This window comes from Synechococcus sp. RC10A2, from assembly GCF_047502605.1.
This window is the reverse complement of record NZ_JANSHP010000069.1, coordinates 1-22271: the sequence shown is the minus strand read 5'-3', so window position 1 is coordinate 22271 and position 22271 is coordinate 1. Positions and strand designations below refer to the sequence as shown.

General features: G+C 61.5%; 23 protein-coding genes. 12 read left to right on the top strand and 11 right to left on the bottom strand.

The window, feature by feature from the left end; genetic code table 11:
• Nucleotides 1–51 precede the first annotated feature (51 nt).
• The 3 genes from NW848_RS09950 to NW848_RS09940 all read right to left on the bottom strand — a co-directional run bounded on the left by NW848_RS09950 (nucleotide 52) and on the right by NW848_RS09940 (nucleotide 3550).
• Nucleotides 52–654, bottom strand: a complete 603-nt coding sequence (locus NW848_RS09950; protein ID WP_011430084.1) for a glutathione S-transferase family protein — start codon at nucleotides 652–654, stop codon at nucleotides 52–54.
• A 71-nt stretch (nucleotides 655–725) separates the two neighbouring features.
• A complete protein-coding gene (gene era, locus NW848_RS09945; protein WP_011430085.1) occupies nucleotides 726–1802 on the bottom strand; it encodes a GTPase Era in 1077 nt (358 codons plus the stop codon).
• Nucleotides 1803–1810: 8 nt separating this feature from the next.
• Nucleotides 1811–3550 (bottom strand): SpoIID/LytB domain-containing protein, encoded by a 1740-nt coding sequence (locus tag NW848_RS09940; RefSeq protein WP_011430086.1) that lies wholly within the window; start codon nucleotides 3548–3550, stop codon nucleotides 1811–1813.
• A 66-nt stretch (nucleotides 3551–3616) separates the two neighbouring features.
• On the opposite strand from NW848_RS09940, the gene NW848_RS09935 reads away from it, so the two are divergent.
• Nucleotides 3617–4048, top strand: a complete 432-nt coding sequence (locus NW848_RS09935; RefSeq protein WP_049749741.1) for a DUF1818 family protein — start codon at nucleotides 3617–3619, stop codon at nucleotides 4046–4048.
• Between the two features lie 58 nt (nucleotides 4049–4106).
• Here the strand turns inward: NW848_RS09935 and NW848_RS09930 are convergent, their stop codons facing one another.
• Nucleotides 4107–4517, bottom strand: a complete 411-nt coding sequence (locus tag NW848_RS09930; RefSeq protein ID WP_099812188.1) for a hypothetical protein — start codon at nucleotides 4515–4517, stop codon at nucleotides 4107–4109.
• A gap of 53 nt (nucleotides 4518–4570) precedes the next feature.
• Nucleotides 4571–5566, bottom strand: coding sequence for an AAA family ATPase (locus NW848_RS09925; protein WP_011430088.1), 996 nt, complete (start codon nucleotides 5564–5566; stop codon nucleotides 4571–4573).
• 129 nt (nucleotides 5567–5695) lie between these two features.
• Between NW848_RS09925 and NW848_RS09920 the strand changes: the two genes are divergently transcribed.
• The 3 genes from NW848_RS09920 (at nucleotide 5696) to NW848_RS09910 (ending at nucleotide 8925) form a co-directional block, all read left to right on the top strand.
• Nucleotides 5696–6136 (top strand): RrF2 family transcriptional regulator, encoded by a 441-nt coding sequence (locus NW848_RS09920; RefSeq protein ID WP_011430089.1) that lies wholly within the window; start codon nucleotides 5696–5698, stop codon nucleotides 6134–6136.
• Between the two features lie 153 nt (nucleotides 6137–6289).
• Nucleotides 6290–7204 carry a S1 RNA-binding domain-containing protein gene (locus NW848_RS09915; protein WP_011430091.1) on the top strand — a complete coding sequence of 305 codons (915 nt, stop codon included), beginning with the start codon at nucleotides 6290–6292 and terminating at the stop codon, nucleotides 7202–7204.
• A gap of 500 nt (nucleotides 7205–7704) precedes the next feature.
• Nucleotides 7705–8925, top strand: coding sequence for an S-layer homology domain-containing protein (locus tag NW848_RS09910; RefSeq protein ID WP_414508747.1), 1221 nt, complete (start codon nucleotides 7705–7707; stop codon nucleotides 8923–8925).
• A gap of 157 nt (nucleotides 8926–9082) precedes the next feature.
• Here NW848_RS09910 and NW848_RS09905 read toward each other — a convergent pair whose 3' ends face one another.
• Nucleotides 9083–9724: an exopolysaccharide biosynthesis protein gene (locus NW848_RS09905; RefSeq protein ID WP_011430093.1), complete on the bottom strand. Its 642-nt coding sequence runs from the start codon at nucleotides 9722–9724 to the stop codon at nucleotides 9083–9085.
• 98 nt (nucleotides 9725–9822) lie between these two features.
• On the opposite strand from NW848_RS09905, the gene NW848_RS09900 reads away from it, so the two are divergent.
• A complete protein-coding gene (locus tag NW848_RS09900) occupies nucleotides 9823–10308 on the top strand; it encodes a hypothetical protein (RefSeq protein ID WP_414511089.1) in 486 nt (161 codons plus the stop codon).
• On the opposite strand, the gene NW848_RS09895 is transcribed toward NW848_RS09900, so the two are convergent.
• Both NW848_RS09895 and NW848_RS09890 read right to left on the bottom strand, forming a co-directional pair.
• Complete coding sequence (locus NW848_RS09895; RefSeq protein ID WP_041438253.1) at nucleotides 10287–11033, bottom strand: GvpL/GvpF family gas vesicle protein; 747 nt, start codon at nucleotides 11031–11033, stop codon at nucleotides 10287–10289. The genes NW848_RS09900 and NW848_RS09895 overlap by 22 nt on opposite strands.
• Nucleotides 11011–12132, bottom strand: a complete 1122-nt coding sequence (locus NW848_RS09890) for a sugar phosphate nucleotidyltransferase (RefSeq protein WP_011430095.1) — start codon at nucleotides 12130–12132, stop codon at nucleotides 11011–11013. The genes NW848_RS09895 and NW848_RS09890 overlap by 23 nt, the downstream gene beginning before the upstream one ends.
• Nucleotides 12133–12394: 262 nt before the next feature.
• Between NW848_RS09890 and hisG the strand changes: the two genes are divergently transcribed.
• The 6 genes from hisG (at nucleotide 12395) to NW848_RS09860 (ending at nucleotide 17784) form a co-directional block, all read left to right on the top strand.
• The gene (gene hisG, locus NW848_RS09885) at nucleotides 12395–13144 is read left to right on the top strand and encodes an ATP phosphoribosyltransferase (protein WP_414402822.1); all 750 of its coding nucleotides are present in this window, start codon (nucleotides 12395–12397) and stop codon (nucleotides 13142–13144) included.
• Between the two features lie 199 nt (nucleotides 13145–13343).
• Nucleotides 13344–14138 (top strand): photosystem II manganese-stabilizing polypeptide, encoded by a 795-nt coding sequence (locus NW848_RS09880; RefSeq protein ID WP_011430097.1) that lies wholly within the window; start codon nucleotides 13344–13346, stop codon nucleotides 14136–14138.
• Nucleotides 14139–14243: 105 nt separating this feature from the next.
• Nucleotides 14244–14444, top strand: coding sequence for a hypothetical protein (locus tag NW848_RS09875; protein ID WP_099812186.1), 201 nt, complete (start codon nucleotides 14244–14246; stop codon nucleotides 14442–14444).
• Nucleotides 14445–14853: 409 nt separating this feature from the next.
• Nucleotides 14854–16233: a DUF3084 domain-containing protein gene (locus tag NW848_RS09870; RefSeq protein WP_011430099.1), complete on the top strand. Its 1380-nt coding sequence runs from the start codon at nucleotides 14854–14856 to the stop codon at nucleotides 16231–16233.
• Nucleotides 16230–16688 (top strand): Holliday junction resolvase RuvX, encoded by a 459-nt coding sequence (locus NW848_RS09865; RefSeq protein ID WP_049749742.1) that lies wholly within the window; start codon nucleotides 16230–16232, stop codon nucleotides 16686–16688. Before NW848_RS09870 ends, NW848_RS09865 begins: the two co-directional genes overlap by 4 nt.
• Entirely contained in the window at nucleotides 16660–17784 is a 1125-nt protein-coding gene (locus NW848_RS09860) for an extracellular solute-binding protein (protein WP_099812185.1), read from the top strand. Before NW848_RS09865 ends, NW848_RS09860 begins: the two co-directional genes overlap by 29 nt.
• Nucleotides 17785–17853: 69 nt before the next feature.
• Here the strand turns inward: NW848_RS09860 and tig are convergent, their stop codons facing one another.
• The 3 genes from tig to ccsB form a co-directional block, all read right to left on the bottom strand.
• On the bottom strand, nucleotides 17854–19527 hold the full coding sequence (gene tig / locus NW848_RS09855) for a trigger factor (RefSeq protein ID WP_414402821.1): 1674 nt from the start codon (nucleotides 19525–19527) through the stop codon (nucleotides 17854–17856).
• An 88-nt stretch (nucleotides 19528–19615) separates the two neighbouring features.
• A complete protein-coding gene (locus NW848_RS09850) occupies nucleotides 19616–19999 on the bottom strand; it encodes a lipopolysaccharide assembly LapA domain-containing protein (protein WP_011430103.1) in 384 nt (127 codons plus the stop codon).
• 84 nt (nucleotides 20000–20083) lie between these two features.
• Complete coding sequence (gene ccsB, locus NW848_RS09845) at nucleotides 20084–21091, bottom strand: c-type cytochrome biogenesis protein CcsB (RefSeq protein ID WP_041438997.1); 1008 nt, start codon at nucleotides 21089–21091, stop codon at nucleotides 20084–20086.
• 239 nt (nucleotides 21092–21330) lie between these two features.
• On the opposite strand from ccsB, the gene NW848_RS09840 reads away from it, so the two are divergent.
• On the top strand, nucleotides 21331–22271 hold a 941-nt coding region (locus tag NW848_RS09840), incomplete at its 3' end, for a hypothetical protein (protein WP_414511088.1).

Genomic DNA, 22271 nt, shown 5'->3' with positions numbered 1-22271 from the left:
ATTGGAAGCGAGATCCGACTCGGTCGGCTGCAAAGGCACCACTGGGAAATTCTAGGCGCCGGGGAGAGGAAAGAAGCGGTCGGTGGCCTTGACCCGCTCACACCAGGCGCGGATGTTGGGGAAGGGCTTGAGGTCAAACCCGCCCTGCTCGGCCACATGGGTATAGGTAAACAGGGCCAGATCGGCGATGGTGTAGCGGTTGCCCACGAAGAACTCCTTCTCCCGTAGGTGGCTTTCCATGATCTCCAGAGCCTCGGTACCGAGTTTCAGGTTCTGGGCAATTAGCTCGGCATTGGCCTCGGCCTGGCCGGCTCGCACCCAAAAGCGGGTGGTGGCAATGTAGCGGGCAATGCGGGTTTGTTCAAAAAGGAGCCATTTCAAGATCTCGGCCCGCTCCAGCCGCGTCTGGCCATAGAGGGGAGTGTCCTCTGCTAGGTAAACCAAGATTGCGGCTGACTCGGCCAAGACGGTGCCGTCTTCCAGCTCCAAAGCCGGGATCTGCCCCAGGGGGTTCTTGGCCAGGTACTCGGGGCGGCGATTTTCTCCGACCCTGGAGTTGACCTCAACCGTCTCGTAAGGGATCCCCAACTGTTTGAGAAGCAGCTCTACTTTGTAGCAATTCCCGGAGGTCGGGATCCCATACAGTCGCAGCATTGCCGTTAACCTCAACGTGCAGCATCCCCATCAATACCACCAGATAGCTCAACCTCAGCCACAAAACCCCTTCACGTTTCAACGCGGTAGCCGAAGTCGCGCAGCAGGTGCTCGGAGCGCCGCCAGTGGGGCCGCACCTTGACGAACAGCTCCAGGTACACCTTGCCGGCAATGAGCTTTTGAATCTGGAGGCGGGCGGCCTGGCCAATTTGCTTGAGCCTTTCCCCCCCTTTGCCGATGAGGATCCCTTTTTGCGAGTCCCGCTCCACGTAGAGGGTGGCCAGGACGCGGGTGACGGTGGGGGTTTCTTCCACCTGGTCGATGGTGACGGCCACCGAGTGGGGCACCTCCTCGCGGGTGTGCAAGAGAACTTGCTCGCGGATCAACTCCGCCATGATAAACCGCTCCGGCTGATCCGTCACCAGATCCGGGGGATAGTAGTAGGGCCCAGGGGGCAGCAGGTCGACGGTGGCCTGGATGAGGGGCGCCAAGCTGCCGGGATCCAACGCCGACACCCAGACGACGGGGGCACCGGGGCGCAGGGCTTGGTAGCTCTCTTGGTGGGCCTGGCGCGCGGCAGACTCTTTGGGCAGCAGATCGGCTTTGTTGCAGACGAGGATGCAGGGGGTCGCGCTGGGGATCCGCTCGGCGATAAAAGCATCCCCCCGCCCTGCCGGCACCGAGCCATCCACCACGAAGAGGACGACATCCACGCTCCCAATGGCAGCCTGGGCGTTGTGTACCAAGATCTCCCCCAGGCGGTGGTGGGGCTTGTGGATGCCAGGGGTGTCCACCCAGATGATCTGGGCTTGCGGCAAAGAGAGGATCCCCCGCAGGCGGTTGCGGGTGGTCTGGGCCACGGGAGAAGTGATGGCGATCTTCTGGCCCACCAGAGCGTTCATCAAGGTGGACTTGCCCACATTGGGCCGCCCGATGAGCGCCGCAAATCCCGACTTAAACCCCGGTGGGGCGACCGGGATCCCCGACAGCCCCGCCTCCCCCCGGCCACCCTCTTGTCCCCTCGTGTACGGGGGGATGTAGGGGGGGGCCAGCTCTGGCGGCGCTTGGGCCGCCCCTTCCTGCCACCCTTCCTCTGGAGCGGGATCCCGAAGAGGGGGATGGCCGCGTTCCCGTCGCTCTTCTTCCATCGTGCCCCCTATCTCTGGTAGCCGGACCAGGACTGCGCCTGGCTACTGTCAAAGGCCAGGGAAACCTCAGGCAACTGCAGGGAGAGGGATCCCAGCTCGGCCAGGGTGGTGCCGGGGTAGTAAAAGGCGAGGATTTGCGCCGCGTTCAACCCCCGCCGCGCCAGGGTGTAGGCGCCGTACTGGCTCAGCCCCACCCCGTGGCCAAAGCCGCCGCCGATAAAGCGGTAGCCTGTCAGCCGCCCGCTCTGTTTCAGGGGTTCCACGCGAAACAGAGTGCTGTACAGGCGGGGAAAAGCCAGGCGCACCTGATCCTTGCGCAAAAGAATCGAGTGGAGCCCTTGGGGCGTCTGCAAGTCCACGTGCAGCGCCTGCACCCGACCACTGACCGAGCGCTCCAGGACGTGCAGCCCCTGGATGGTCATCCACTCGGGGAGAGGGATCCCGAGGTACTCTTGAGCGGCCCGCAGTTGGGCGTTTAGCTCCTCCAGCGACTGAGAAAACTCCCAGCGGAAGAGGCGCGATACCCCTGCTTCGTTGAAACCCTCCCGCCGGGCCAGAAAGGCCTTGAAGTCGCTCTCCTGCCGCAAATCGAAGGGCTGATCGGGCTGGTGGGCGATATCCACCTGCGGGCGCAGGTAGGGGCGCGGCTCTCCGTCCCAAACCTCTTCAAAGCCTGCCGAGATGCCGCCGTTGGTGGAAGAATAAACGGCATCCACCAGCTCGCCCTTGTAGGTGAGCACCAGGCCGCTGGTCTGGCGAATCGCTTCGTCGGCCCGCGGATGGGTGCCGCTCAGCCCCTTGTAAACCTGGCAGTGGGTATTGGCACAGAGGTGGTAGTCGTCGATCTGAAAGCGGTGCAGGTTCTTGAGGGCGTAGGTGCGCGCCAAAATTGCCTGGGCGGCCATGGCGGCAAAGGGGGCCCCTGGCCCCACCTCATGGGGCACCACCCCCCGTAAATAGGTTTCCAGGGGCACGGCGTTGACCACCGTATAGCTGCCGTAGGCATTGGGCTGAATGGTAATGGATCCGGCATAGTAGCGGTCGTTCACCCGCAGATAGCCGGCATCGGAGGTTACCCTCAGGCGGGTGCGATGGTAGCGAAAATGCTCATGTACCCAGCTCAGCTCCGCCCGTTCGCGCCGCTCCTGCACCTCCAGCCGCACCTGAGGGATCCCTTCTTTCTGGGCATACTGCTGAATCTGGATCAGTTGTTGGGGAGTGTAGGCGCGGCTGGCCCACACCTGCCATTCCTGCGGTTGGGCGATCTCGGTGCGGATGCCCAGAGATTCCCAGGAGTTGGCGCTGGCCTCGGCGCTCTCGAAGCTTTTGTGGCTGCTGAGGATGAGGCGGTACACGGTTTCCGGGCTGGCCAGGGCGCGGTTGACGATCCCAACCGTAACTTGTGGGAGCCGCTGCCTCTGGGTGCTGCCGTCTGCCTGGGCAAATTCCAGGGTGAGGAAAGACCCCAGCGGCGCTGCCAGCTCCACCTGATCTTGCTCAGAACGGCCAAAGCGTTGCACAATGCCCACGTGCAGGATCGGGTTTTCGGGGGTGGCCGCTGCAGACAATTGCGCTGGCAAGACAGGATCTTCGGCCTCTTTGCGAACCCCGGTCGCGTCAGCGGCACGGAGCACCAAGGCTGTCAGCAACAGGCCCAAGCCGGAAATGAGGCTGCTCTGTTTGCGCCAGCGGAGCGGAGTCCTTAAAAACCGGCGAGGTTGGGCAGTAGGAGACTGACAACTGGCCATGGCCGCTTTATCCTGACAACACACCCTGTCGATTGTACCCGCATCTTTTCTGGCCTAGCCGCAGCGATGGATGCTCCTCTCCCCTCTACCTCCCTGCTTTTTACCGGAAACGACGGTGGATTCTCGAACCTGCCTCCTCCTGCTCTACGCAAGGGATCCGGCTGGCGGTTGGGCTGGGATCCTGGGCGCTCCCCTTTTGTGGCCCTGGTGGGAGGAGAGACTTGGGCGTTGGAGCTAACCCTAGAAGAATGGCAAGCATTTGTGCAGGGGGTGTATCGTCTGCAGCAGGATATGGAAGCTGTCGCCTCCCAACTGATGGCCGAGGAGAGCATTACGCTGGAGCAGACCTTTCCTGCCCTCACGTTGGTTGCCAGTGGCAGCGCCACTGCTTGGGGCCTCTATCTCCAGTTGCACCAGGGCCGGCGGGGTGAGGGTTTCTGGCCAGCAGAAGTTGTCCCGGAGCTGTGTCGTGCCCTCGACCAATTCCAGGAGTGCTGACCCGCCGCCGCTTGCAGGTTTTGGGGAGGAACCCAAGGCAACTCAGGTCAAACTCCAATCAATTGCTGAAGAAAAGATACTTGATAAACCCTGAGGCCACCCCAACGACTAGGGCCACGATCGCGCCGCGGCTGATGAACTCCTGTTGGTCAAGCCGCTTGCTGTAGCCATCCATTTTGCCGCTTAGCTCCGCGATTTTCACTTCCAGGCTGCTACGGCTGAGGTCGATCTTGGCTTCCAGCTCGTTGCGAGTGAGGTCGATCTTGGCTTCCAGCTCGTTGCGAGCGCCTTGGATCTTGCTCTCTAGGTCGTTGCGAGTGAGGTCGATCTTGGCTTCCAGGTCGGTTTTGACCAGCCGGATCTCGCTTTTGATCTCCGTCACCTGGATTTCCAACTTGCGGTCGATTCCCTCCAGCTTTTTGTCCAAAGCCAGGATGAGGTCTTTAATTTCTTGATTGGGATCCGACATCCGCAGTTCTGCCCAAGACCGCTGGCTCCTATTATCGCCTAAGGGATCCCTCCTCAAACTGGCGGCTCAACCGTTGCCACGATGTCGCGGATGACGGCCTCTGCCTCCTGCCGTCGGTTGCTCGTCATGTCCCCAGATCCGGCCAAAGAAATGCGATGGGCCAGCACCGGCACAAACAAAGCTTGCAGATCTTCCGGTAGGCAAAAGCTCCGCCCTCTCACCAACGCCTGCGCCCGTGCTGCCCTTGCCAAGGCCAACGCCCCGCGGGTGGACACGCCGGCCCGCAACAGCCTGGAGGCACGCGTCGCCTGCACCACCTGCAGCAGATAGTCGGCCAGGGATCCATCCAGGTACACCTGATCCACCGCCGCCTGGATCTCCCGCAGCTCCGCCAGGGAAAGCACCGGCTGGAGAGCCTCCACCGGCTCTGCCTGCTGTCGCTGCAGCAGCAAAGCCCGCTCCACCTCAGGGCTGGGGTAGCCGATGGACAGCCGCACCAGAAACCGATCCAACTGGCTTTCCGGGAGGGGATAGGTGCCGTGATACTCCAAGGGGTTTTGGGTGGCCAACACCATAAAGGGACTGGGCAGCGGGTAGGTGCGGTTGTCCAGCGAAACCTGCTTTTCCGCCATTGCCTCTAGCAGGGCACTCTGGGTGCGGGGAGAGGTGCGATTGATCTCGTCGGCCAGGATGACATGGGCAAAAATGGGGCCTGGGCGAAATTCAAACTCCCCTTTCTCTTTGTTGAAAAGGGTGAGGCCAAGAATGTCAGTCGGCAAGAGGTCGCTGGTAAATTGAATTCGCTGAAACTTGGCCCCCAAGCTGCGGGCAATGGCCCGCGCCAACGTGGTTTTGCCTACTCCCGGCACGTCCTCCAGGAGGACATGGCCTTCCGCCACCAGGGCCGTCACCACGGCCTGCACCACCCGTGGCTTGCCTTGAAACACCGACTCGACGTTGGCGATCAGCTTGCCGATCTGCTGCCGCAAAGTTTGCAATCGCTCCGCCGGGATCCGCGCTGAACCGGACAGGGTGCCAACACTTGCCATAAACCACTCCCAAAGGGGCCTATTCCACCATACAGGCCCAACCCACCGGCAACCCAAAGGGGATCCCACAAAACCCCGGTGGAAAACCGGAGTATCATAGACCTGATCCTTGCAGGAAGGATGGGTATTTTGGAACTGTCTTGTAAAAGTGAGTACGCTCTCCTGGCCCTTCTGGAGTTGGCCCAGCACTACCATGACGGCCGGGTATTGCAGATTAAGGAGATCGCAGCCCACCAGTCGATTCCCGACCGCTATCTGGAGCAGTTGCTGGCCACGCTGCGCAGGCAGGGCCTGGTACGCAGCCAGCGGGGCGCCAAAGGAGGTTACTCTCTGGCTCGACCGCCCTGGCAGATCTCCCTATTGGACATCATTCAGGCCATCGAGGGAGAAGATCTCACCCGCCCCCGCGACTTGCCCAGCGGCGATCTCTCGCCGGAGCGCCAGGTGCTCTGGCAGGCTTGGCAAGATGCCCAGGCGGCAGCGGTGGGCATTCTCCAAAAAACGACCTTGCAAGACCTCTGCGACCGGCAGGCGCAACAGCAACAGGCCAGGTTGATGTACTACATCTAGAGGAAGCTGCCGGTGTCGATGCCCTGGGCTTGGCCTCCTCTCAAGAGGGTGAGTACCTCTTCCCGCCGAGGCGGACGAGAGGAGCTGGGATCCCTGTCAAGTTTTGGGTTATCCTGAAACCCATTGCCTCTTGAATTGCTTCCTTTGCATTCCATGACCTTTCGCTCCCCTCGCTCTCAGGCTGCCGATACGTTTTCTTCGGAAGATTTTGCCAAGGCTCTGGAGGCGCAAAGCCTTGACTTTCGACCGGGACAGGTGGTGCGAGGCCGCATCTTCCAGCACCAGAACGATGGGGCGCTGGTGGATATCGGCGGCAAGTCGCCGGCCTTTTTGCCCCTGAAAGAAGCCGGGATCCGCTCAGGAGAGGATTTGAGCGAGCTTTTTCCCCTCAAAAGCGAAGCCGATTTTCTCATCTTGCGAGAGGACTCGGAAGGGCAAATCGTACTCTCGGCGCGGCGGCTGCGGCTGAAGCGACTTTGGGAGGAGCTGGCCGAAAAACAGACCAACGGCCAGACGGTAACTGCCCTGGTGATCGGCACCAACAAGGGCGGGGTTCTGGTGGACGTGCAGGGGCTGCGGGGCTTTATTCCTCGCTCGCATCTCAACCAACGGGAAAATCTAGAAGAGCTGGTGGGCCAATCGCTGACCGCCAGTTTGTTGGAGGTCAACCCCGCTGCCAACAAGCTGGTGCTCTCCCAGCGAGTAGCGCGACAAGCTGAGAGCCTGGGAATCTACACCACCGGTCAGGTGGTGCGGGGCAAGGTCAGCGCCCTCAAGCCCTTCGGCGTTTTCGTGGAGCTGGAGGAGGGGGGCAGCGGGCTGTTGCCCATCAAGCAGGTCAGCCAAAGCTTTGTCGCCTCCTTATCCGACTTGTTCCAGCCCGGTCAGCCGCTCAAGGCCGTGGTCATCGATGTGGATGAGGCCAAAGGGCGGGTAGCGCTCTCTCTGCGGGTGTTGGAAAAATACCCCGGCGAGGTGTTAGAGCAACTGGCCCTCATTACCGAGGAAGCTGAAGAGCGGGCCGGCAAACTGAAGGGGAGAATCACGTCCGAGGGCAAGGTCATTTAACCCATACCGACTGCCAAGGCGCTCCTGGGCGAGCCTTCCGGATCCCTGGGCTGGGCCTCACCCAAGACTTGGCGCCGATCCCCCAATCCCGCCAGCAGCAGGGGACCTTTCGTAGCCACCGGCTGTGGAAACAGCACCCCTTATCCCTGATGCTCAGCTTCCCTCTCCTTCTGGGAGGGGGGCTGGATCCTATGTCCTGCCAGCATCAACTCCCTGGCACTGCGGAGCCCTGGGGGGCTGTTTCAAACTTGTACAGAGTGGCAATGCCGTGAACAGCAACTGAGGCTGGGGTGTTGTCTATACGCGATGCTGGCGCAACAGAGATGAAGAGATTTCCTTACCAATCCTCCGCTATTGCGTTTCCATGCAAATCTTAGGTTGGAAATGCTCAAATTAGGACACAGCAAGGGTTTTAGCTATTGCCGCCACTGAGGAAATAGCCAGAATAAGAGTAGCTATTGACCCAGCAATGGGCGCTACGACAACTTGGTGAATGCACGATGTTTCCCTCTCTGTTGACCCCACGCACAGCCGGCCTACTCCTATCGGGAGCCGCACTGGGCATCCACTGCCAGGTGGCCATGGCCGCTCCTTTTCGCGACACCTTTGGCCACTGGGCGCAAGCCTATATCGAGACCCTCTCCTCTCAAGGGGTGTTGAACGGCTTCCCGGATGGCACCTTCCGTCCCAACGAGCCGGTGACCCGCGCTCAGTTTGCCACCCTTGTCACCACTGCCTTTCGCCTTCGCAACACCTCTGGTACCTTCATCGGCTTTCGGGATGTGCCTCCCAGCCACTGGGCGGCCAATGCTATCTCCACGGCGGCAGCCAACAACTTGGTGGCCGGCTTCCCAGACGGCACCTTCCGACCCGAACAGCCCGTTACTCGCACCGAGGCGCTGGTGATCCTGACTAACGCCCTTGGCAACACGAGTGCCATCCCCGCGGCTCAGCCGAGCGAGCTGTTCAGCCGCTACCGCGACGCGGCAGCCATTCCCAACTGGGCCCTGGCACAACTTGCAGCCGCCAACCGTGCCGGCCTGATTGTCAATTACCCGGATCCTATGCTTTTGGAGCCAAACCGCCCTGCCACCCGTGCCGAGGTGGCCGCTTTTACCCACCAGGCCCTGCTCAATCGGGGATCCCTGGTGGCCCAGAACCCGAGCAGTTGGGTTTCCACCCCCCCGGCGGGCTTTGACCTGCACCTTTCCACGCTGGCGGCGGGCACCCTGATGCAGACCACCACCCCCTTCAACGAGCGCCTCTTCATCGCCCCCAACGAAACTCGCCCCCTGTCCTTGATCGTCCGCACCCCGATTCGCAACGCCCAGGGGGACATCCTGGTGCCTTTCGGCTCGCGGGTGGATGGCCGCTTTGAGCCGGCACCGGGGGGCACGCGCTTTGTGGCAGAAAGCATCATCGCCAACAACCAACTGTTCCCCTTGGCTGCCCAATCGGATGTGATCCACGATGTTAAGGATCCTCGCTACACCACCACGGGCAAAATCATCCAAGATGCGGCCATCGGCGCGGCAGCGGGCGCCATTCTCGGCTTGGTGACCGGCGACAATGCCATTGCCACAGAAGAAGTGCTGGGGGCTGGGGTGGCCGGAGCGGTGATCGGCAACGTCACGGCGCCACAGGTGGTAGTTTTGGATCCCAACCAGGTGATCGAGCTGCGCCTCACCCAGGATCTGGCGCTGGTCCCTCAATCCCGCTAGCGGCGCGGGGGTGTCCGTTGCAACAAGACACAGGCGATACAACTTCGTCACCGTCTTTCCATCGGTGAAGCTGGGCGTTGCCTCGATCCCCAACTCCGTATCCCCCCGTACACGGGGGGATATAGGGGGGGCCGGGGTTGGGAGTGAGGGCAAAAGGCTATCTTCTCAGCCAATCCAACAGAGTCGTTCCCCCCAGCCACAGGCCCACCAAAATGGAAGTGGTCAGCAGCCCCGCCGCCACACAGATCAGGGATCCCAAGCTGCACAGGATCCCGTCCTCTTCGAGGAGGCCAAAGGCGGTGACGAAGACCCCCATCGCCGGCAGGGTGTTGGTGCCGGGCACGGGAATGATCATGGAAATACCCATCAAGCTGATCAAGGTGCTCAGCCAGACCTGGCCCAGGCGGCTGGTGCAGACTGGTTGCCAACGGGGGCAGGCAACTTTTTCAATGCGCTGCAACCACGGGATCCCGGCCTGCACCCACTTTTGAAATTGCTTCCGTTCAATGGATGTCTGCAGCACCCATGGCGGCAGCCAGGGGGTGGTTCGCCCCGCCAGCATTTGTAGGGCCAGCAGCAGAATAACCACGCCAAAGGGAGTGGAATAGCCAGGAGCTGGCAGAGGCAGAGCAGAAGGGAAGGAGAGCACCGCCAAAAACAAGCCAAAGCTGCGCTCGCCCGCCAGTTTGAGAATCTCTTCAAGGCGGATGGGTGGGGATCCCTCTGGGTAAGGCTCGGGCTGCTCTGGATGGGCGGGAAGGCAGGCAAATCGGGCCAGCTCTTGCGATAGACGAGCCATAGGGGGGGCTGCAAACGGTTTGGGAGCCAACGATAGCCTACTGCAAATCCAAGGTTTGTTGGATATCTTGAACAAAGGGGTGGTCTTGGAGGGGTAAGATGAGCGGCGAAGCGCTGGGCAAAAGGTTGGCTAGCGGTAGCCTTGGAGAAGGTCTGGGGAAGCGTGCTCCGCTCAGCAAGGGAATAGGCAGGTTGGGGGGGACGCTGTTGCTGGGATCCCTGTTGGTGGCAGGGCGCGGTGTGGCCCTGGCCGAAGCGCAGTTGGAGGTGGGTACCTCCACCACCTTGCCCCCGCAGGCGGCGCCGCCGGTGTTGCCTCCCCCGCCGGTGGGAGTTCGACAAATTAGAGAGGATACCGATCCTGAGCAAACCGCCGATATGCCCCTTTCCCTTCTGGCCGAGCAGGTGCTGGAGGCGGTGTGCGAAGCGCAAATCGATCCCCAACGGGCCCTGGCCCTCATGCCCGACCTGAGCGAGTCCCACATCCGCGCTGCCTGTCCCAAGCGGCTGGCCCCCCAGTCCCTCCGTAGACGGGGGGATATAGGGGGGGGAGTACAGGCCGGTCAAAGCTTGGCGAAATTGTAGGGAGCGGTGAAATTGTTGTAGCGAATGCGCAGCCGTCCCTGAAAGGCTCGATCCAGCTCCTCCACTTTTTGGGCAAAAGCCGGCTCATCTTCCCAGTTGATGAGAAACGAGCTGTTGTAGGCCATGTTTTCCGTAAGCAGCTCTCCCTCGACGCGATCGCTGGCCAGAGAGCCGAGGGCGGCTGTGAAGGTTTGGGCAATGTGTTGGCGCCGTTGCTCCAGCATTTGCTCCAGAGCCTGCCCAATTTCCACTACTGCATCTAGCCCCAAGGGGGTGCCAGCCATCTCGTCCCGCCGGGCTTTCAGGGCCGGGTTTTCCTCTAGCCCCAATTGGAGCTCTTGCTGGGGATCCCAGAAGACTTTTACCCCCACCTCCCGTTTGCCCTCCAGGCGCTGCAGCAGGGCCAGCAGATCGGCCAGGTGCGGTTTGATCAAATCCTGCTCTACCTGATCCCAGCCGCTCACCACCAGGCCAAATTGCAGCGGCAGCAGGGCGCGGTATCCCTCGCTCATCACGGTTTCTAGGACAGCTTCGTGGGCCAGCAGATTGGCCCGGCTGGCCAAGTAGCGCTCCTGGCGAGCCTGGGAATAGAGAAAGGCCAAAGATCCCAGCACGTGAATCCCCACCGGCTGCTTGTCCAGCCCCACCACATTCAGGTGGCGCGGGCCGGGGGCAGCGACGATCCCGTAGAGATAGAGGGTGCTATTGGGATTTGCCGTTGGCATGGCTGCGAGCATCTCCGATCAACCAGGTGAGGTTGGACTCTTCCGTGTCGATGGCATTGCCATCGGAGGAAATACAGTAGCGACCCATCACCATCTGGTGGCGCAGGGTAACTCCTGCAGCGATTTGGGTGTAGTTGAAGATGAGGCTGCCATCCAGCGTACACCCTTCGTTCAACACACAGCCGTAGCCAATGGCTGTGGGGCCGATGAGCTTCACCCCGTCTGCCAGGTAAGTGCTGGCCCCAATGTAGACCGGCGGCTCGATATGGATGCGATCCCAGTTGGCGCGGATGTTGATCCCCGTCCAGACGCCGGGCCGAATCTGGATCCCGGGCACCTTGACCCCCTTGATCTCGCCGCGCAGCACCTTCTGTACCGCCAGCCAGTAGTCAGGGGTACGGCCAATGTCCACCCACTGGAAGTCGGCCTTGAGGCCGTAGAAGGGGGCGCCGGCTTTCACCAAGGCGGGGAAGAGATCGCTGCCGATGTCATAGGGGCAGCCGGGGGGGATGTAGTCCAGGACTTCTGGCTCGAACACGTAGATGCCGGTGTTGATGGTGTTGCTGAGGGCCTCTTCCTGCCTGGGTTTTTCTTGGAAGGCGGTGACCCGGCCCGTCGCATCGGTTACCACCACGCCATAGCTGGAGACTTGGCTGGGATCCACCTCTCGCAACACCACCGTGGCCAATGCCCCCTTAGATTTGTGAAAGTTGACCACCTGGGTCAGGTTGAGGTCGATCAGGGCATCGCCGCAGAGCACCACGAAGGTGCTGTCGAAAAAACCGGAAAAATCCTGGATCTTGCGCATGCCACCGGCGGATCCCAGGGGTTCGGCCACCGGCTGGCCGTTCTCGAAGTGGCCCTCGAAGGAAAAGCCGATGTGTACTCCCCACTGCTGGCCATCGCGAAAGTAGTCTTCGATCTGGTGAGCGAGGTGGCTGGTGTTGATCATGATTTGGTCGAACCCATGTTCCCGCAGCAGCTCCACCAAGAACTCCATGACCGGCTTGTGCAAAATCGGGATCATCGGCTTGGGCATCATGTAGGTGATGGGCCGTACCCGCGTCCCTTTGCCGGCTGCCAGGATCATGGCTTTCATGCCGTCCTCTCTCCTCCGGGTCTATCGTCTCCTGACTTTATCATCCCAGGATCGGCAGTCTGGATAACAGAAGAGGGTTTTCGCTCTGGGCTGGCCCCCCAGTCCCCCCGTGTACGGGGGGATAGAGGGGGGAATCGCCGCCAAGAGGCCGATCCTCTACAATCGAGGGGAAGCAACGCCCGCAACTGCTCTGCCGCTGTCAAGGCTTTACTCTCTATCTAGCCCTGGCAAGAGCAGGGATCCCGGACATCCTTCTATGTCGATGGCTTTCGGCCTCAGCCCCGCCCCGCATCCCGATACCCCAGCTTGCCGTTCCGCCGGCCAGCCGATCACCATTGCCCTGGCCAAGGGAGCCTTGCTGGCCGACGCTATCCGCTGCTTGCAACAGGTGGGGATCGATTTCAGTCGCTTTTTGGATCCCGGCAACCGCCTGCTGCGGATTGAATCGCCCACCCAGCTCAACGGGCAACGCTACGAGGCGCTGCTGGTGCGCAACCACGACGTGCCGGTGTATGTGGAGTACGGCCAGGCCCAACTGGGCATCGTCGGCTACGACGTCTTGCGGGAGCGCTATGCCGGCAGCGAGGTGCGAGTGGCCCACCTGCTGGATCTGAAGTTCGGCCACTGTCGCATGTCGGTGGCTCTTCGCCAAGAAAGTCCCTACACCTCGGCGGCCCAGTTGCCTCCCCATGCCCGCGTGGCTTCCAAGTTTGTCGGCTGCGCCCGCGAGTATTTTGACCGGTTGGATTTGCCGGTGGAAATTATCTCCCTCTACGGCTCAGTGGAACTGGCTCCCATCACCGGCATGGCCGATGCGATTGTGGACTTGGTGGCCACCGGACGTACCCTGAGGGAAAACGGCCTGGTGGAACGGGACTGCCTTTTCGAGAGCACCGCCCGCTTGATCGCCCATCCCACCAGCTACCGCGTCAACCAACAGCCCATCGGCGAGCTGGTGAACCAGATTCGGGAGCGCTGGCTGGGATCCCTGGTGGCGAGTGGCCCGCTTTGAGGGGGCCGCGAGGTCTTTGTAGAAGGGCAGGGGTCGGCAATCCAAGAAGTAGGAAAACGCAGCTACCCGACAGCTCTGCCTGGCCAGGAAACTTCTGCAAGCCCGGCCAAAGAGGGGATCACTATTGCGTACAATAGGGGCATTCGGGCTTATTTTCCCCAGCAGCATTGAGATTAAAACAGGTTTTTCGAGGTTGATTATGCGGTACCGTCCACTACTCGCCATCCTGTTGGCGCTCTGTTTGAGCGTCTTCGCCCTGCCGGCGGAGGCGGCCAAGGCCCCCTTAACCTACGACCAGATCCGCAACACCGGCAAGGCGGCCATATGCCCTTCCGTCTCGGACGATGCCCGCGGCCGCATCGAGGTGCCCAAGGGGGGATCCCTAAAGTTGACAGACGTCTGCTTCCAGCCGGTGCAAATTGAGGTGGAAGAAGAGAAACGGAACGGGGAAAAAGAGTTTATCAAGGCCAAAAACATCATGATCTCGGCAGCCACGCTGGGGCCGATTAAGGCTGAGGTCACCCCCAAAGACGGCGGGTTGGAGCTCAAAGTGGTGGACGGGATCACCTTTCAGCCGACCACCGGTCAGTTGCCCCGCCGCGAGCTGGTGCCATTTTTGTTTAGCGTGAAAGATTTGGTGGCCACAGCTCAGGGCTCCGCCATTGACCCCTCGACCGACTTTGAAGGGGAGTTCTTGGTGCCCGGCTACCACACCAGCACCTTCCTCGACGCGCGCGGGCGCGGCTCTAACACCGGCTACGACACAGCCGTAGGGCTACAGGCGGCCAAGGACGACTTCGCCACCAACCGCAAGGTGGACGAGGTTTCGCGGGGGAAACTGTCGCTGCGCATTGCCCGCGTGGATCCCAGCACGGGAGAGATGGGCGGCTCCTTCGTTAGCATTCAGCAGTCCAGCACCGAGCAAGGGGCACTGGAACCCCGCACCGTCCGTGTCCAGGGCTTGTTCTATGCCCGCCTGGCGCCGGAGTCTTGAAGAGAGCAAATTTTGGGCTTGAGGGGGCAGGGATCCGGTCGATCCCTGCTCACTCCTGTTGATACTCTGTCTGTCTGGGTTTGCCTGTTGGGGAAGAGGGCGGCGATGGCAGGATCCCACAGCGTTTGTTTTGATCGGGCTGCCGACTTTTACGATGCTACCCGCAGCTTTTTCCCCGCTGTAGAGGAAGAGATCGCCGATGCCATCTTGGCGACAGGGGGAGCCACTCCTGAGACCTATTTTCTCGAGGTGGGCATTGGGACTGATTCGGCGTGGCTACTCCTATTGCGGCGTCGATATTTCTAAACGGACGTTAGCTGAGCAGGTGGAAGCCTTCTCAAGGGGCTCATGTGCAGCAGGTAGCGGCGGCAGGTAGGTGTCTGCGCATCCACCCAGAGCCAGGCAAGTCTTGTAGGAAGGGTTTTCTTGTGGACATTGCGGCTGGAGGGGTGACGCCGACCTGAACGGTGCAAAGGTTACCGCCCTTTTGGGGCGTTCTATAAACCAGCCCCCCTGCCCCGCGTATACGGGGGGGTTCGGGGCTTGCTTGCTCTCTAAGCGAGCATGCTTCAGGGCTACTGTTCGCGTCAGCCGGACGGAGTCCTTCAACCCCATCCGCTTACGCGGGGCCGCACTTCTCTGGCTCGGCCTGCCCTCAACTTCCCAGACCTTCAGGGTAACCTTGCTAAGATTTCCATGGCAGGGATCCCGGGCTATGCAAGGCGTACTGCTGATCCTTTACATGTTGTTTGTCAGTGGCCTGATTGCCGTTGTCGGGGATCGGGTCGGGTATCGGATTGGCAAAAAGCGCCTCACCTGGTTTAACCTGCGTCCCCGCCACACGGCCGTTTTGGTAGCCGTGATTACCGGCGTGAGCATCTCGGCGCTGACCTTGGGCACGCTGCTGCTCCTCAACCGCTCTCTTTCGGAAGCCCTGTTCAGCTACACCAACCAAATTGCCCAGGCAGAGCAGGAGCTGCGGGCCCTCAACCGCCAGAAAGCTCTGCTGGAAGCGGAGAATGCCACTCTCAGAGCCGAGCGAGACCGCCTCAAGCTGGATCTCGACCAATTTCGCAGTCAGCAATCGGCAGCCCAGACACGCCTGAGCGAAGTCCGGGATCAACTGGCTATGGCGCTACAAGAGCGGCAAGAGGCGGAGGCGAAGCTGGCGGCAGCCAACGAGCAACTGGCCCAAGTGCAGCCCGGCCTGGAGCGGGCCCAGGCGGAGTTGGAGGCGGTGAAGGCAGAGGTGGAGGCGGCCCGAAAGATGATTGCCGATCTGGAGTCGCAAAAGCAGGCTCTGCAACTGGATCGGGATCAACTGGAGCGCTCTCTGGATACGGCGCAGACGGCCCTGAGCCAACTGGAAACTCAAAAAAAGCAGCTTGAGCAGGAGATCGCGCAGCTCAACCAGTTAGCGGTGCGGCTGCGGCGGGGAGAGCTGGCCATTCTGGCGGGAGAAGTCCTGGCTACAGGAGTTGTGCAAACGCCAGCAGGGGCAGACCCGGCGGCAGTCCGGCGGCAGTTTGAGCGAGTTTTGGCCCAGGCAGAACAGCGGGCCCTTGCCCTCGGCTCCCGGCCCATCCCCCCTCTGGAGAACGCCATCCTCATCCGCCGCGAGGAGGCCGACCAAGCTCTGGAAAAGTTGAAGGAACCTGGTAGCTGGGCAGTGCGCATCCTCTCCCTCACCAATCGGCTTAAGGGAGAGCCTGTGCCTGTGCTGGTGGAGATTTACCCCAACCAGCGCATCTTCGCCAGGGGATCCGTGCTGGCGCAGGGTGTAATCCAGCCAGGCTTGAGCGAGAACGAAATCCAACAGCGGCTGCTGGAGCTCCTCAACCAGGCCAATCAGCGCTCCCAGGCAGAAGGCCTCCTCTCGGATCCCATCACCGGCACTGTCGGAGAATTCTCGCAGGTGAAGTTCTTGGAAGTTGTGCAGCATCTCCGCCAGAGCACTACCCCCCTGGATGTGAAGCTGGTTGCTGACACCGACATCTACACGGCGGGGCCGCTGCGGGTGAGTTTCCTGATGGCGGAGGCCTCTGGCCAGCAGGGCACCACCCCCGTTCAGCAGGCGGGGCAGATTGGGGGATGAGGGATCCACTCCATCTGGGCGGGCTGGAAGAGGGGCGAGTGCTGATGGGTTTTGACCCGGGGCGGGACAAGTGCGGCCTTGCCGTGGTGCAAGTTCAGCCGGCGTGGCAGGTCTTGCATCGGGAGGTGGTCTCAGCCGGGGAGGCCTTGGCCAGGTTGCAGGCCCTCTGGCAGCAGTTTGGGGCGGAGCGGCTCATCCTGGGAAATCAGACAACGGCGCGAGGCTGGAAACGGCAACTGGAGTCGCTCCTCCCACCCCAACAGATTGTTCTGGTGGACGAGAGGCACAGCTCAGAAGAAGCCCGGCGGCGCTACTGGGATTTTTACCCACCGCGGGGATGGGAGCGGCTGTTGCCCAAGGGGATGCGGGTGCCGGACAAGGCTTACGATGATCTGGTGGCCCTGATTCTGGTGGAGCGGTACTGGCGTGGGCAAGCAAGGGCTGAGCCGACGTGAATTTCTGTACGGGCTCCTGCTGGGGCTGGCGGTGGCCGGCTGTGGCGGGCCTAGGGGCTCTCTGCCCCTCATTCTCGCCCTTAAACAGGGGATCCCGGCCAGCTTGGTGAACGAGTTTCGCCGCCGCACCCAGGTTCGCTTTCGGCTGCAACTGTTGGACGAGCGGGCCCAGTTGCTGGCCTACCTGCAGCAGAGCGTCCAGCCGCCTGAGCCGGCCTGGTGGGAGCCGGGGAGATGGTTCCGGCGACAGCCGCCAGCAGCGGCCCTGAGCCTGTTGGGAGCTGACGCCTTGGATCGGGCCATTGCTGCCGGTTGGCTGGATCCCTTGCCACCTGACCTCTTGGGAGAACGGTGGCAGCACTTGGATCGCCGCTGGCAGGCTGCTGCCCGGCGAGAGGGGCAGATCTGGGGCGTGCCCTGGCGCTGGGGGGTAACGGCCATTGCCTACCGCCGCGACCGGGTGAGCGACCCCATCCGGGACTGGGCGGATCTGTGGCGGCCTGAGCTGGCCGGCAAACTCACCCTGCCAGATCACCCCCGGGAGGTGATCGGGCTCGTCCTCAAAAAGCTGGGCCGCTCCTACAACGATCCCCTCGATCCCGAAGAGGCCGAACTGCGGCGAGAGCTGGGATCCCTGCACCGCCAGGTTCTGGCCTATACTTCCGCCGACTACTTGCCCATGTTGCGCCTGGCCGATAGCTGGGTGGCTGTGGGCTGGTCGCAGGATCTCTATGCCACCCAGGCCAACTACCCCGAGCTGGAGGTGGCGATCCCGGCTTCGGGATCCGCCATCTGGTGGGATGTCTGGGTGCGGCCGCATAGAGCTCACAACGCTTCCCCAGAGCTGGAAGGATCCCTGCTGGCCGACTGGATTGACTTCGTCCTAACCCCAGAGTTCGCCCCCCGCCTGGTGAACTTGAGCGGGATCCCTTCGGTTTGGCCGCTGGATTTGGCCCAACTCTCTCCTCGGCTGCGTCGCAGGGCTGACTTTCAGCCTTCTACCTGGGAGCGCGCCGAGATTTGGCGGCCTCTGAGCCCCGCCGAAGCCGAGTCCTACCTCCGCCTCTGGGACCAGATGCGGCGCGGCCTCTTGTAGCCCGGCTTTTTCCGACCCCGGCGGCCAAGGTGTGAGAACCGGCAAGTCTAGGGAGGCAACCAGGACCCTCTACTTGTCCTTTTTGCTCTTTTTGCCCGCTTTGGGTGTCTCCGCGACGGCCTGTTCCAGTTGCAAGCCAGCAGGGTTTGTGGCCGCCTCTGCAGAAGGCTCAACCGCCTCAGGGATCCCAGACGCCTCTGCTTCTACAGAAGGGAGAGCTGCCTGCGGCTCTGTTGCAACCTCCCCCTCAGCTTTCGCATCGACAGGAGGCTCAACTGCCTCGGGGATCGCGGATCCCTCTGGCTTCTCGGCCTCAAACTCCGTCTCCGGCACCCCTGCCCTAGCCGACTCAGACCTCTCCTGCCGGTCTTCACCCTCAGAGCGGGGCGAGAGGGTGGGCGGTTCGGTGGGGTTGCCTTCGCTATCGACCCAGTTGACCGTGGTTTGGGACTTCAGCCAGGCCATCACCTTGTTGGCGAGCAGATCTTCGTGGACTGCTTGGCGGACTCGCTCCCGATCCAGCTTCTGCCCTTGCTGCGCATAGGCCGCCATCACCTCTTCCACCTCGACTTCCAATTCGTTGGGGCCTACGGCAATCTGCTCCTGCCGGACGATAGCGCTCAGAGCCAAGGTGCGCCGCAGCCGGTTGATGGCCTCGGGCCGGTGGCGCTCCATCAACTGGTTGAGAGTTTCCGGCGGCAGTTGGGACAAGAACTTGCGGATCTCTCCCGGCGTGACCCCTTGCTGCTGCTGCAGCGACTGAAGGCTTCGGGCCAGCAGTTGTGTCGTTTCTTGCTCGACTAGGGTCTCCGGCAGATCCACCTCGGTGGTTTCCAAGATGGCATTGAGGATGGCCGTCTCCAGGTTCTCCTCAGATTGCCGCAGGGCATCTTGCTCGAGGCGCTTTTGCAGGTGTTCCCGCAGTTCGGCCACCGTCTGAAACTCGCTGATCTCCTGCACAAAGGCGTCATCCAGCTCCGGCAGCTCTTTGGTCTTGATCTCTTTGAGGCAGACGGTGAACGTAACCGTTTTCCCGGCCAACTCTTTTCTGAAGTAATCGTCGGGGAAAGTAGCTGTGATCTCCTTGGTTTGGTCGAGCTGCATGCCGACCACGCCCGCCACAAAACCAGGGATGAAGTTCTCCTCTTTGAGCTCCAACTGAAAGTCCTGGGCGGCGATTTCCTCCAGAGGATTGCCCTCGGCATCGCGGGCTTGAAAATCGATCACCACCACATCCCCCAACTGGGCGGGCCGATCCTCCACCGGCAAGAGGGTGGCCCGCTGATCCCGCCACCGGTCGATGAGCTGGTCGATCTGTTCGGGCTTGACGGTGACGCGGGTGGCCGTGACGGTCAGGCCCTTGTATTGGCCGACACGGGCTTCGGGGTACACCTCCACATACCCCGAGAAGCTGAAGTCGGCCTCCGGGTTGAAGCGATCCAGAAGCTGCTCCACCTTGTCGTCCAGCTCGAAGCGGCTGATGGGATGCAGTTGGGTGTCCTTGAGCGCCTGTTGGATGGCCTCGTTGATCAGGTCATCGACGGCACTGGCCATGACGCGCTCGCGGCCCACCTGGCGTATCACCAGGTTGCGGGGAGCTTTGCCCTTGCGAAATCCGGGGATCTGGATATTCCGCTCCAGTTGGCGCAAGGTTTTTTCGTAGGAGCGCTTAACCTGGTCGGCTTCTACCACGATCTTGAGGCCAACCCGGCTGCCAGGACGTTTTTCTTGTGTGACCTGCATAGGAAGTGATGGGCTAGTGGAAGAGGCAAGCAGAATTTCAATTTTACCCCAACTGCTTGGAGATCGACGGGATCCATTCGGAACAGTTCTAGGCAGGGGATCCCTCTGTGGTGACTTCCTTAACGTCCTGAATGTCTTCCTGGGGCTCGGCACGCTTGCTGGGGGGCAGTTGCTTGACTTTGGCTTCCAGCTCCACCACCATTTCCTTCAGCTCGCTAATGGTGACTTCCTTTTCTTGCAACTGCCGATTTTTCTCGCGGGCTTCGATGCTGAATTGGAGACGCATCCAGAGGCTATAGAGCCAGGCAAGGGCGGCCCCGATCCCGGCAGAGGCCAACAGTTCGATCGCCAGCGGGCTTTCAACGCTGACGCCGGGGGCAAAGGTAATCGTGACCGGGCTGGCGTTTTGCATGGCGAAAAGAGCGATTCCCAGGAGGGCCGAGAACAGGATCAGGTAGTTGAACAGTCGCATGCTTTTCTCCTCAGAGGGATCCACGACGGCTTGCCAGCACCAGAATACCCACAAACGGGGGTTGATTTGTTGGCCCAAGAGATCTCAGAAGAACCAGCCATAGCTGTGTAAGCCTTTGCCCAGAAAGTTCACCCCCAGATAACACACCCAAACCACCCCAAAGCCCAAGCTGGCCAAGAGAGCGGGGCGCTTGCCCTGCCAGCCTTTGGTGATGCGGGCGTGCAAATAGGCGGCAAAGACCAACCAGGTGATCAAGGCCCAGGTTTCTTTGGGATCCCAGCTCCAGTAGGTGCCCCAGGCTTCGTTGGCCCAGACGGCGCCGGCAATGATGCCGATGGTCAGCAGCGGGAACCCCAGCCCGATTAGCCGGTAGCTGGTGTTGTCTAAGATTTCCGCCAGGCTCAGCCGTTGCAGCGGGATCCCTTCGGGTGCCGGTTGGGGAGGGGGTTCAGCCGGTCGGGGGGAGCGGATCCCGGCGTAGACCAGTTCTGCAGCGGGCGATGGCAGGGTGGCTTCTGTCCATTCGGGGTGGGTTGCAGGCTGGGAGGGTCCAAATTGCAGGCCGAGGGAGTTGCCCTTTAACTGAACTTCCTGGCCGCGGGTGACGATGAGAAAAGCGATGGCCAAAAGGGATCCCACCAAGAGGGCTGCATAGGCCAGAAGCATCACCGTTACATGCATCATCAGCCAGTTGGATTGCAAAGCCGGCACCAGTGGCTGGGCCTCCTGCATATCTGCCGGCAGGGCCAGGGCGGCAAAGGCCACAACGCCCGTCGCCAGCGGGGCGGTCGTCACCCCCACCCAACGGCTACGAGTCCAGTGGAGAGCCAGCAGATGCAAGGCGGTGATCCCCCAGGCCAAGAAAAACAAAGACTCGTACAAGTTACTCAAGGGGAAATAGCCGGCATCGATCCAGCGGGCCGTCAGCAGGGCGGCGATCGTCAAGTTCGCCCCGATCATCCCCGCCAAGCCCAGCTCCGACAGAAGCTGCACCTGGGGAAACGCTGCCCCGCCCCAATAAAACAGCATGGCCCCTAAGCAAACGGCAAAGGCCACGTTGTTGAGCAAAGCCTGCCACTGAGCTAGATCCAGGCCTGCAAGGGCCGTTATCGCCAACACAGCCATACCTGACCTCAGAAGTTCTCCTGACCTGGCTTGGGCCAGACCGCTGATCCCATTCTAGGGCGGGGGAGGGGATCTTCCCCAAAGGACACATGCTGGTAATGTGGGGATGGCTTATCTGCAGCTCGGCAGGATACCGAAAGTGTTGGGATGTGAGGCTCATGCAAAGACACGCGGGAAAGGCCAGAACCTGGAGATGGGGATGGTGGATGGCTCTGGTGGCGGCTCTTGTGCTGGTCGCTTGCGCTGGATCCCCGCTTGAACAGCCCCAGGAACAGCTACCTCAGCTCGAGCGGGTACCGGTGCCGCCGGAGATCGCCAAGCTGGATGCCTACTTGGAGCACTGCCGTCCGCGAGTACAGATCCTCAGCCCCCAACCCGGAGAGGTGTTGTCGGAGCGGCAAGTAACCGTTCGCTTTGCGGTGCAGGGGTACCCGCTCTTTAAAGATCCGCAACTGGGCCTTGGCCCCCATCTGCACGTGGTGCTGGACAACCGGCCCTATATCGCCCATTACGACGCCGATGCTCCCCTCGTTTTCGAAGATTTGGAGCCGGGATCCCATACTCTGCGGGTGTTTGCCGGCAAGCCCTGGCACGAGAGCTTTAAAAACTCCGAGGCCTACGCCCAGGTCAGCTTCCACGTGCTCGCCTCCACACCGGAATATGTGCCGCAACCGCAGTTGCCCCTGCTCACCTACAACCAGCCCAGCGGCAGCTACGGTGCCGAGCCGATCTTGGTGGATTTTTGGCTGGCCAACGCCCCGGTGCGCGAAAGTTTGCTGACCGACCTGCCGCGGGATTGGCGCATCCGCTACACCCTCAACGGCCAGTCCGGCCTGCTGGATCGCTGGGAGTCTTTTTACTTGAAGGGCTTGAGGCCCGGTCGCAACGTGATGGTGGTGGAGCTGGTGGACAGCAAAGGGGATCCCATCCGCAATGTGTTCAACAGCGCTGCCCGCGAGATCACCTACACCCCCGGGGGCCAAGACACGCTCTCCAAGCTGATCCGCGGCGAGCTGAAAGCGGAAGAGGCCCTGGCCATTGTGCAGCCTCAGCCCACGCCGACCCCAACACCCACCCCCACAACACCAACCCACCCCGCGCAGAGCCACAGCCCCGAGTCGCCCGCGGCCGGGCACAGGCACGGCGC

Bases quoted from the DNA above. Each gene is read 5' to 3' on its own strand.
- NW848_RS09950 (WP_011430084.1), bottom strand. From the start codon at position 654: ATGCTGCGACTGTATGGGATCCCGACCTCCGGGAATTGCTACAAAGTA.
- era (WP_011430085.1), bottom strand. From the start codon at position 1,802: ATGGAAGAAGAGCGACGGGAACGCGGCCATCCCCCTCTTCGGGATCCC.
- NW848_RS09940 (WP_011430086.1), bottom strand. From the start codon at position 3,550: ATGGCCAGTTGTCAGTCTCCTACTGCCCAACCTCGCCGGTTTTTAAGG.
- NW848_RS09935 (WP_049749741.1), top strand. From the start codon at position 3,617: ATGGATGCTCCTCTCCCCTCTACCTCCCTGCTTTTTACCGGAAACGAC.
- NW848_RS09930 (WP_099812188.1), bottom strand. From the start codon at position 4,517: ATGTCGGATCCCAATCAAGAAATTAAAGACCTCATCCTGGCTTTGGAC.
- NW848_RS09925 (WP_011430088.1), bottom strand. From the start codon at position 5,566: ATGGCAAGTGTTGGCACCCTGTCCGGTTCAGCGCGGATCCCGGCGGAG.
- NW848_RS09915 (WP_011430091.1), top strand. From the start codon at position 6,290: ATGACCTTTCGCTCCCCTCGCTCTCAGGCTGCCGATACGTTTTCTTCG.
- NW848_RS09910 (WP_414508747.1), top strand. From the start codon at position 7,705: ATGTTTCCCTCTCTGTTGACCCCACGCACAGCCGGCCTACTCCTATCG.
- NW848_RS09905 (WP_011430093.1), bottom strand. From the start codon at position 9,724: ATGGCTCGTCTATCGCAAGAGCTGGCCCGATTTGCCTGCCTTCCCGCC.
- NW848_RS09900 (WP_414511089.1), top strand. From the start codon at position 9,823: ATGAGCGGCGAAGCGCTGGGCAAAAGGTTGGCTAGCGGTAGCCTTGGA.
- NW848_RS09895 (WP_041438253.1), bottom strand. From the start codon at position 11,033: ATGCCAACGGCAAATCCCAATAGCACCCTCTATCTCTACGGGATCGTC.
- NW848_RS09890 (WP_011430095.1), bottom strand. From the start codon at position 12,132: ATGAAAGCCATGATCCTGGCAGCCGGCAAAGGGACGCGGGTACGGCCC.
- hisG (WP_414402822.1), top strand. From the start codon at position 12,395: ATGGCTTTCGGCCTCAGCCCCGCCCCGCATCCCGATACCCCAGCTTGC.
- NW848_RS09880 (WP_011430097.1), top strand. From the start codon at position 13,344: ATGCGGTACCGTCCACTACTCGCCATCCTGTTGGCGCTCTGTTTGAGC.
- NW848_RS09875 (WP_099812186.1), top strand. From the start codon at position 14,244: ATGGCAGGATCCCACAGCGTTTGTTTTGATCGGGCTGCCGACTTTTAC.
- NW848_RS09870 (WP_011430099.1), top strand. From the start codon at position 14,854: ATGCAAGGCGTACTGCTGATCCTTTACATGTTGTTTGTCAGTGGCCTG.
- NW848_RS09865 (WP_049749742.1), top strand. From the start codon at position 16,230: ATGAGGGATCCACTCCATCTGGGCGGGCTGGAAGAGGGGCGAGTGCTG.
- tig (WP_414402821.1), bottom strand. From the start codon at position 19,527: ATGCAGGTCACACAAGAAAAACGTCCTGGCAGCCGGGTTGGCCTCAAG.
- NW848_RS09850 (WP_011430103.1), bottom strand. From the start codon at position 19,999: ATGCGACTGTTCAACTACCTGATCCTGTTCTCGGCCCTCCTGGGAATC.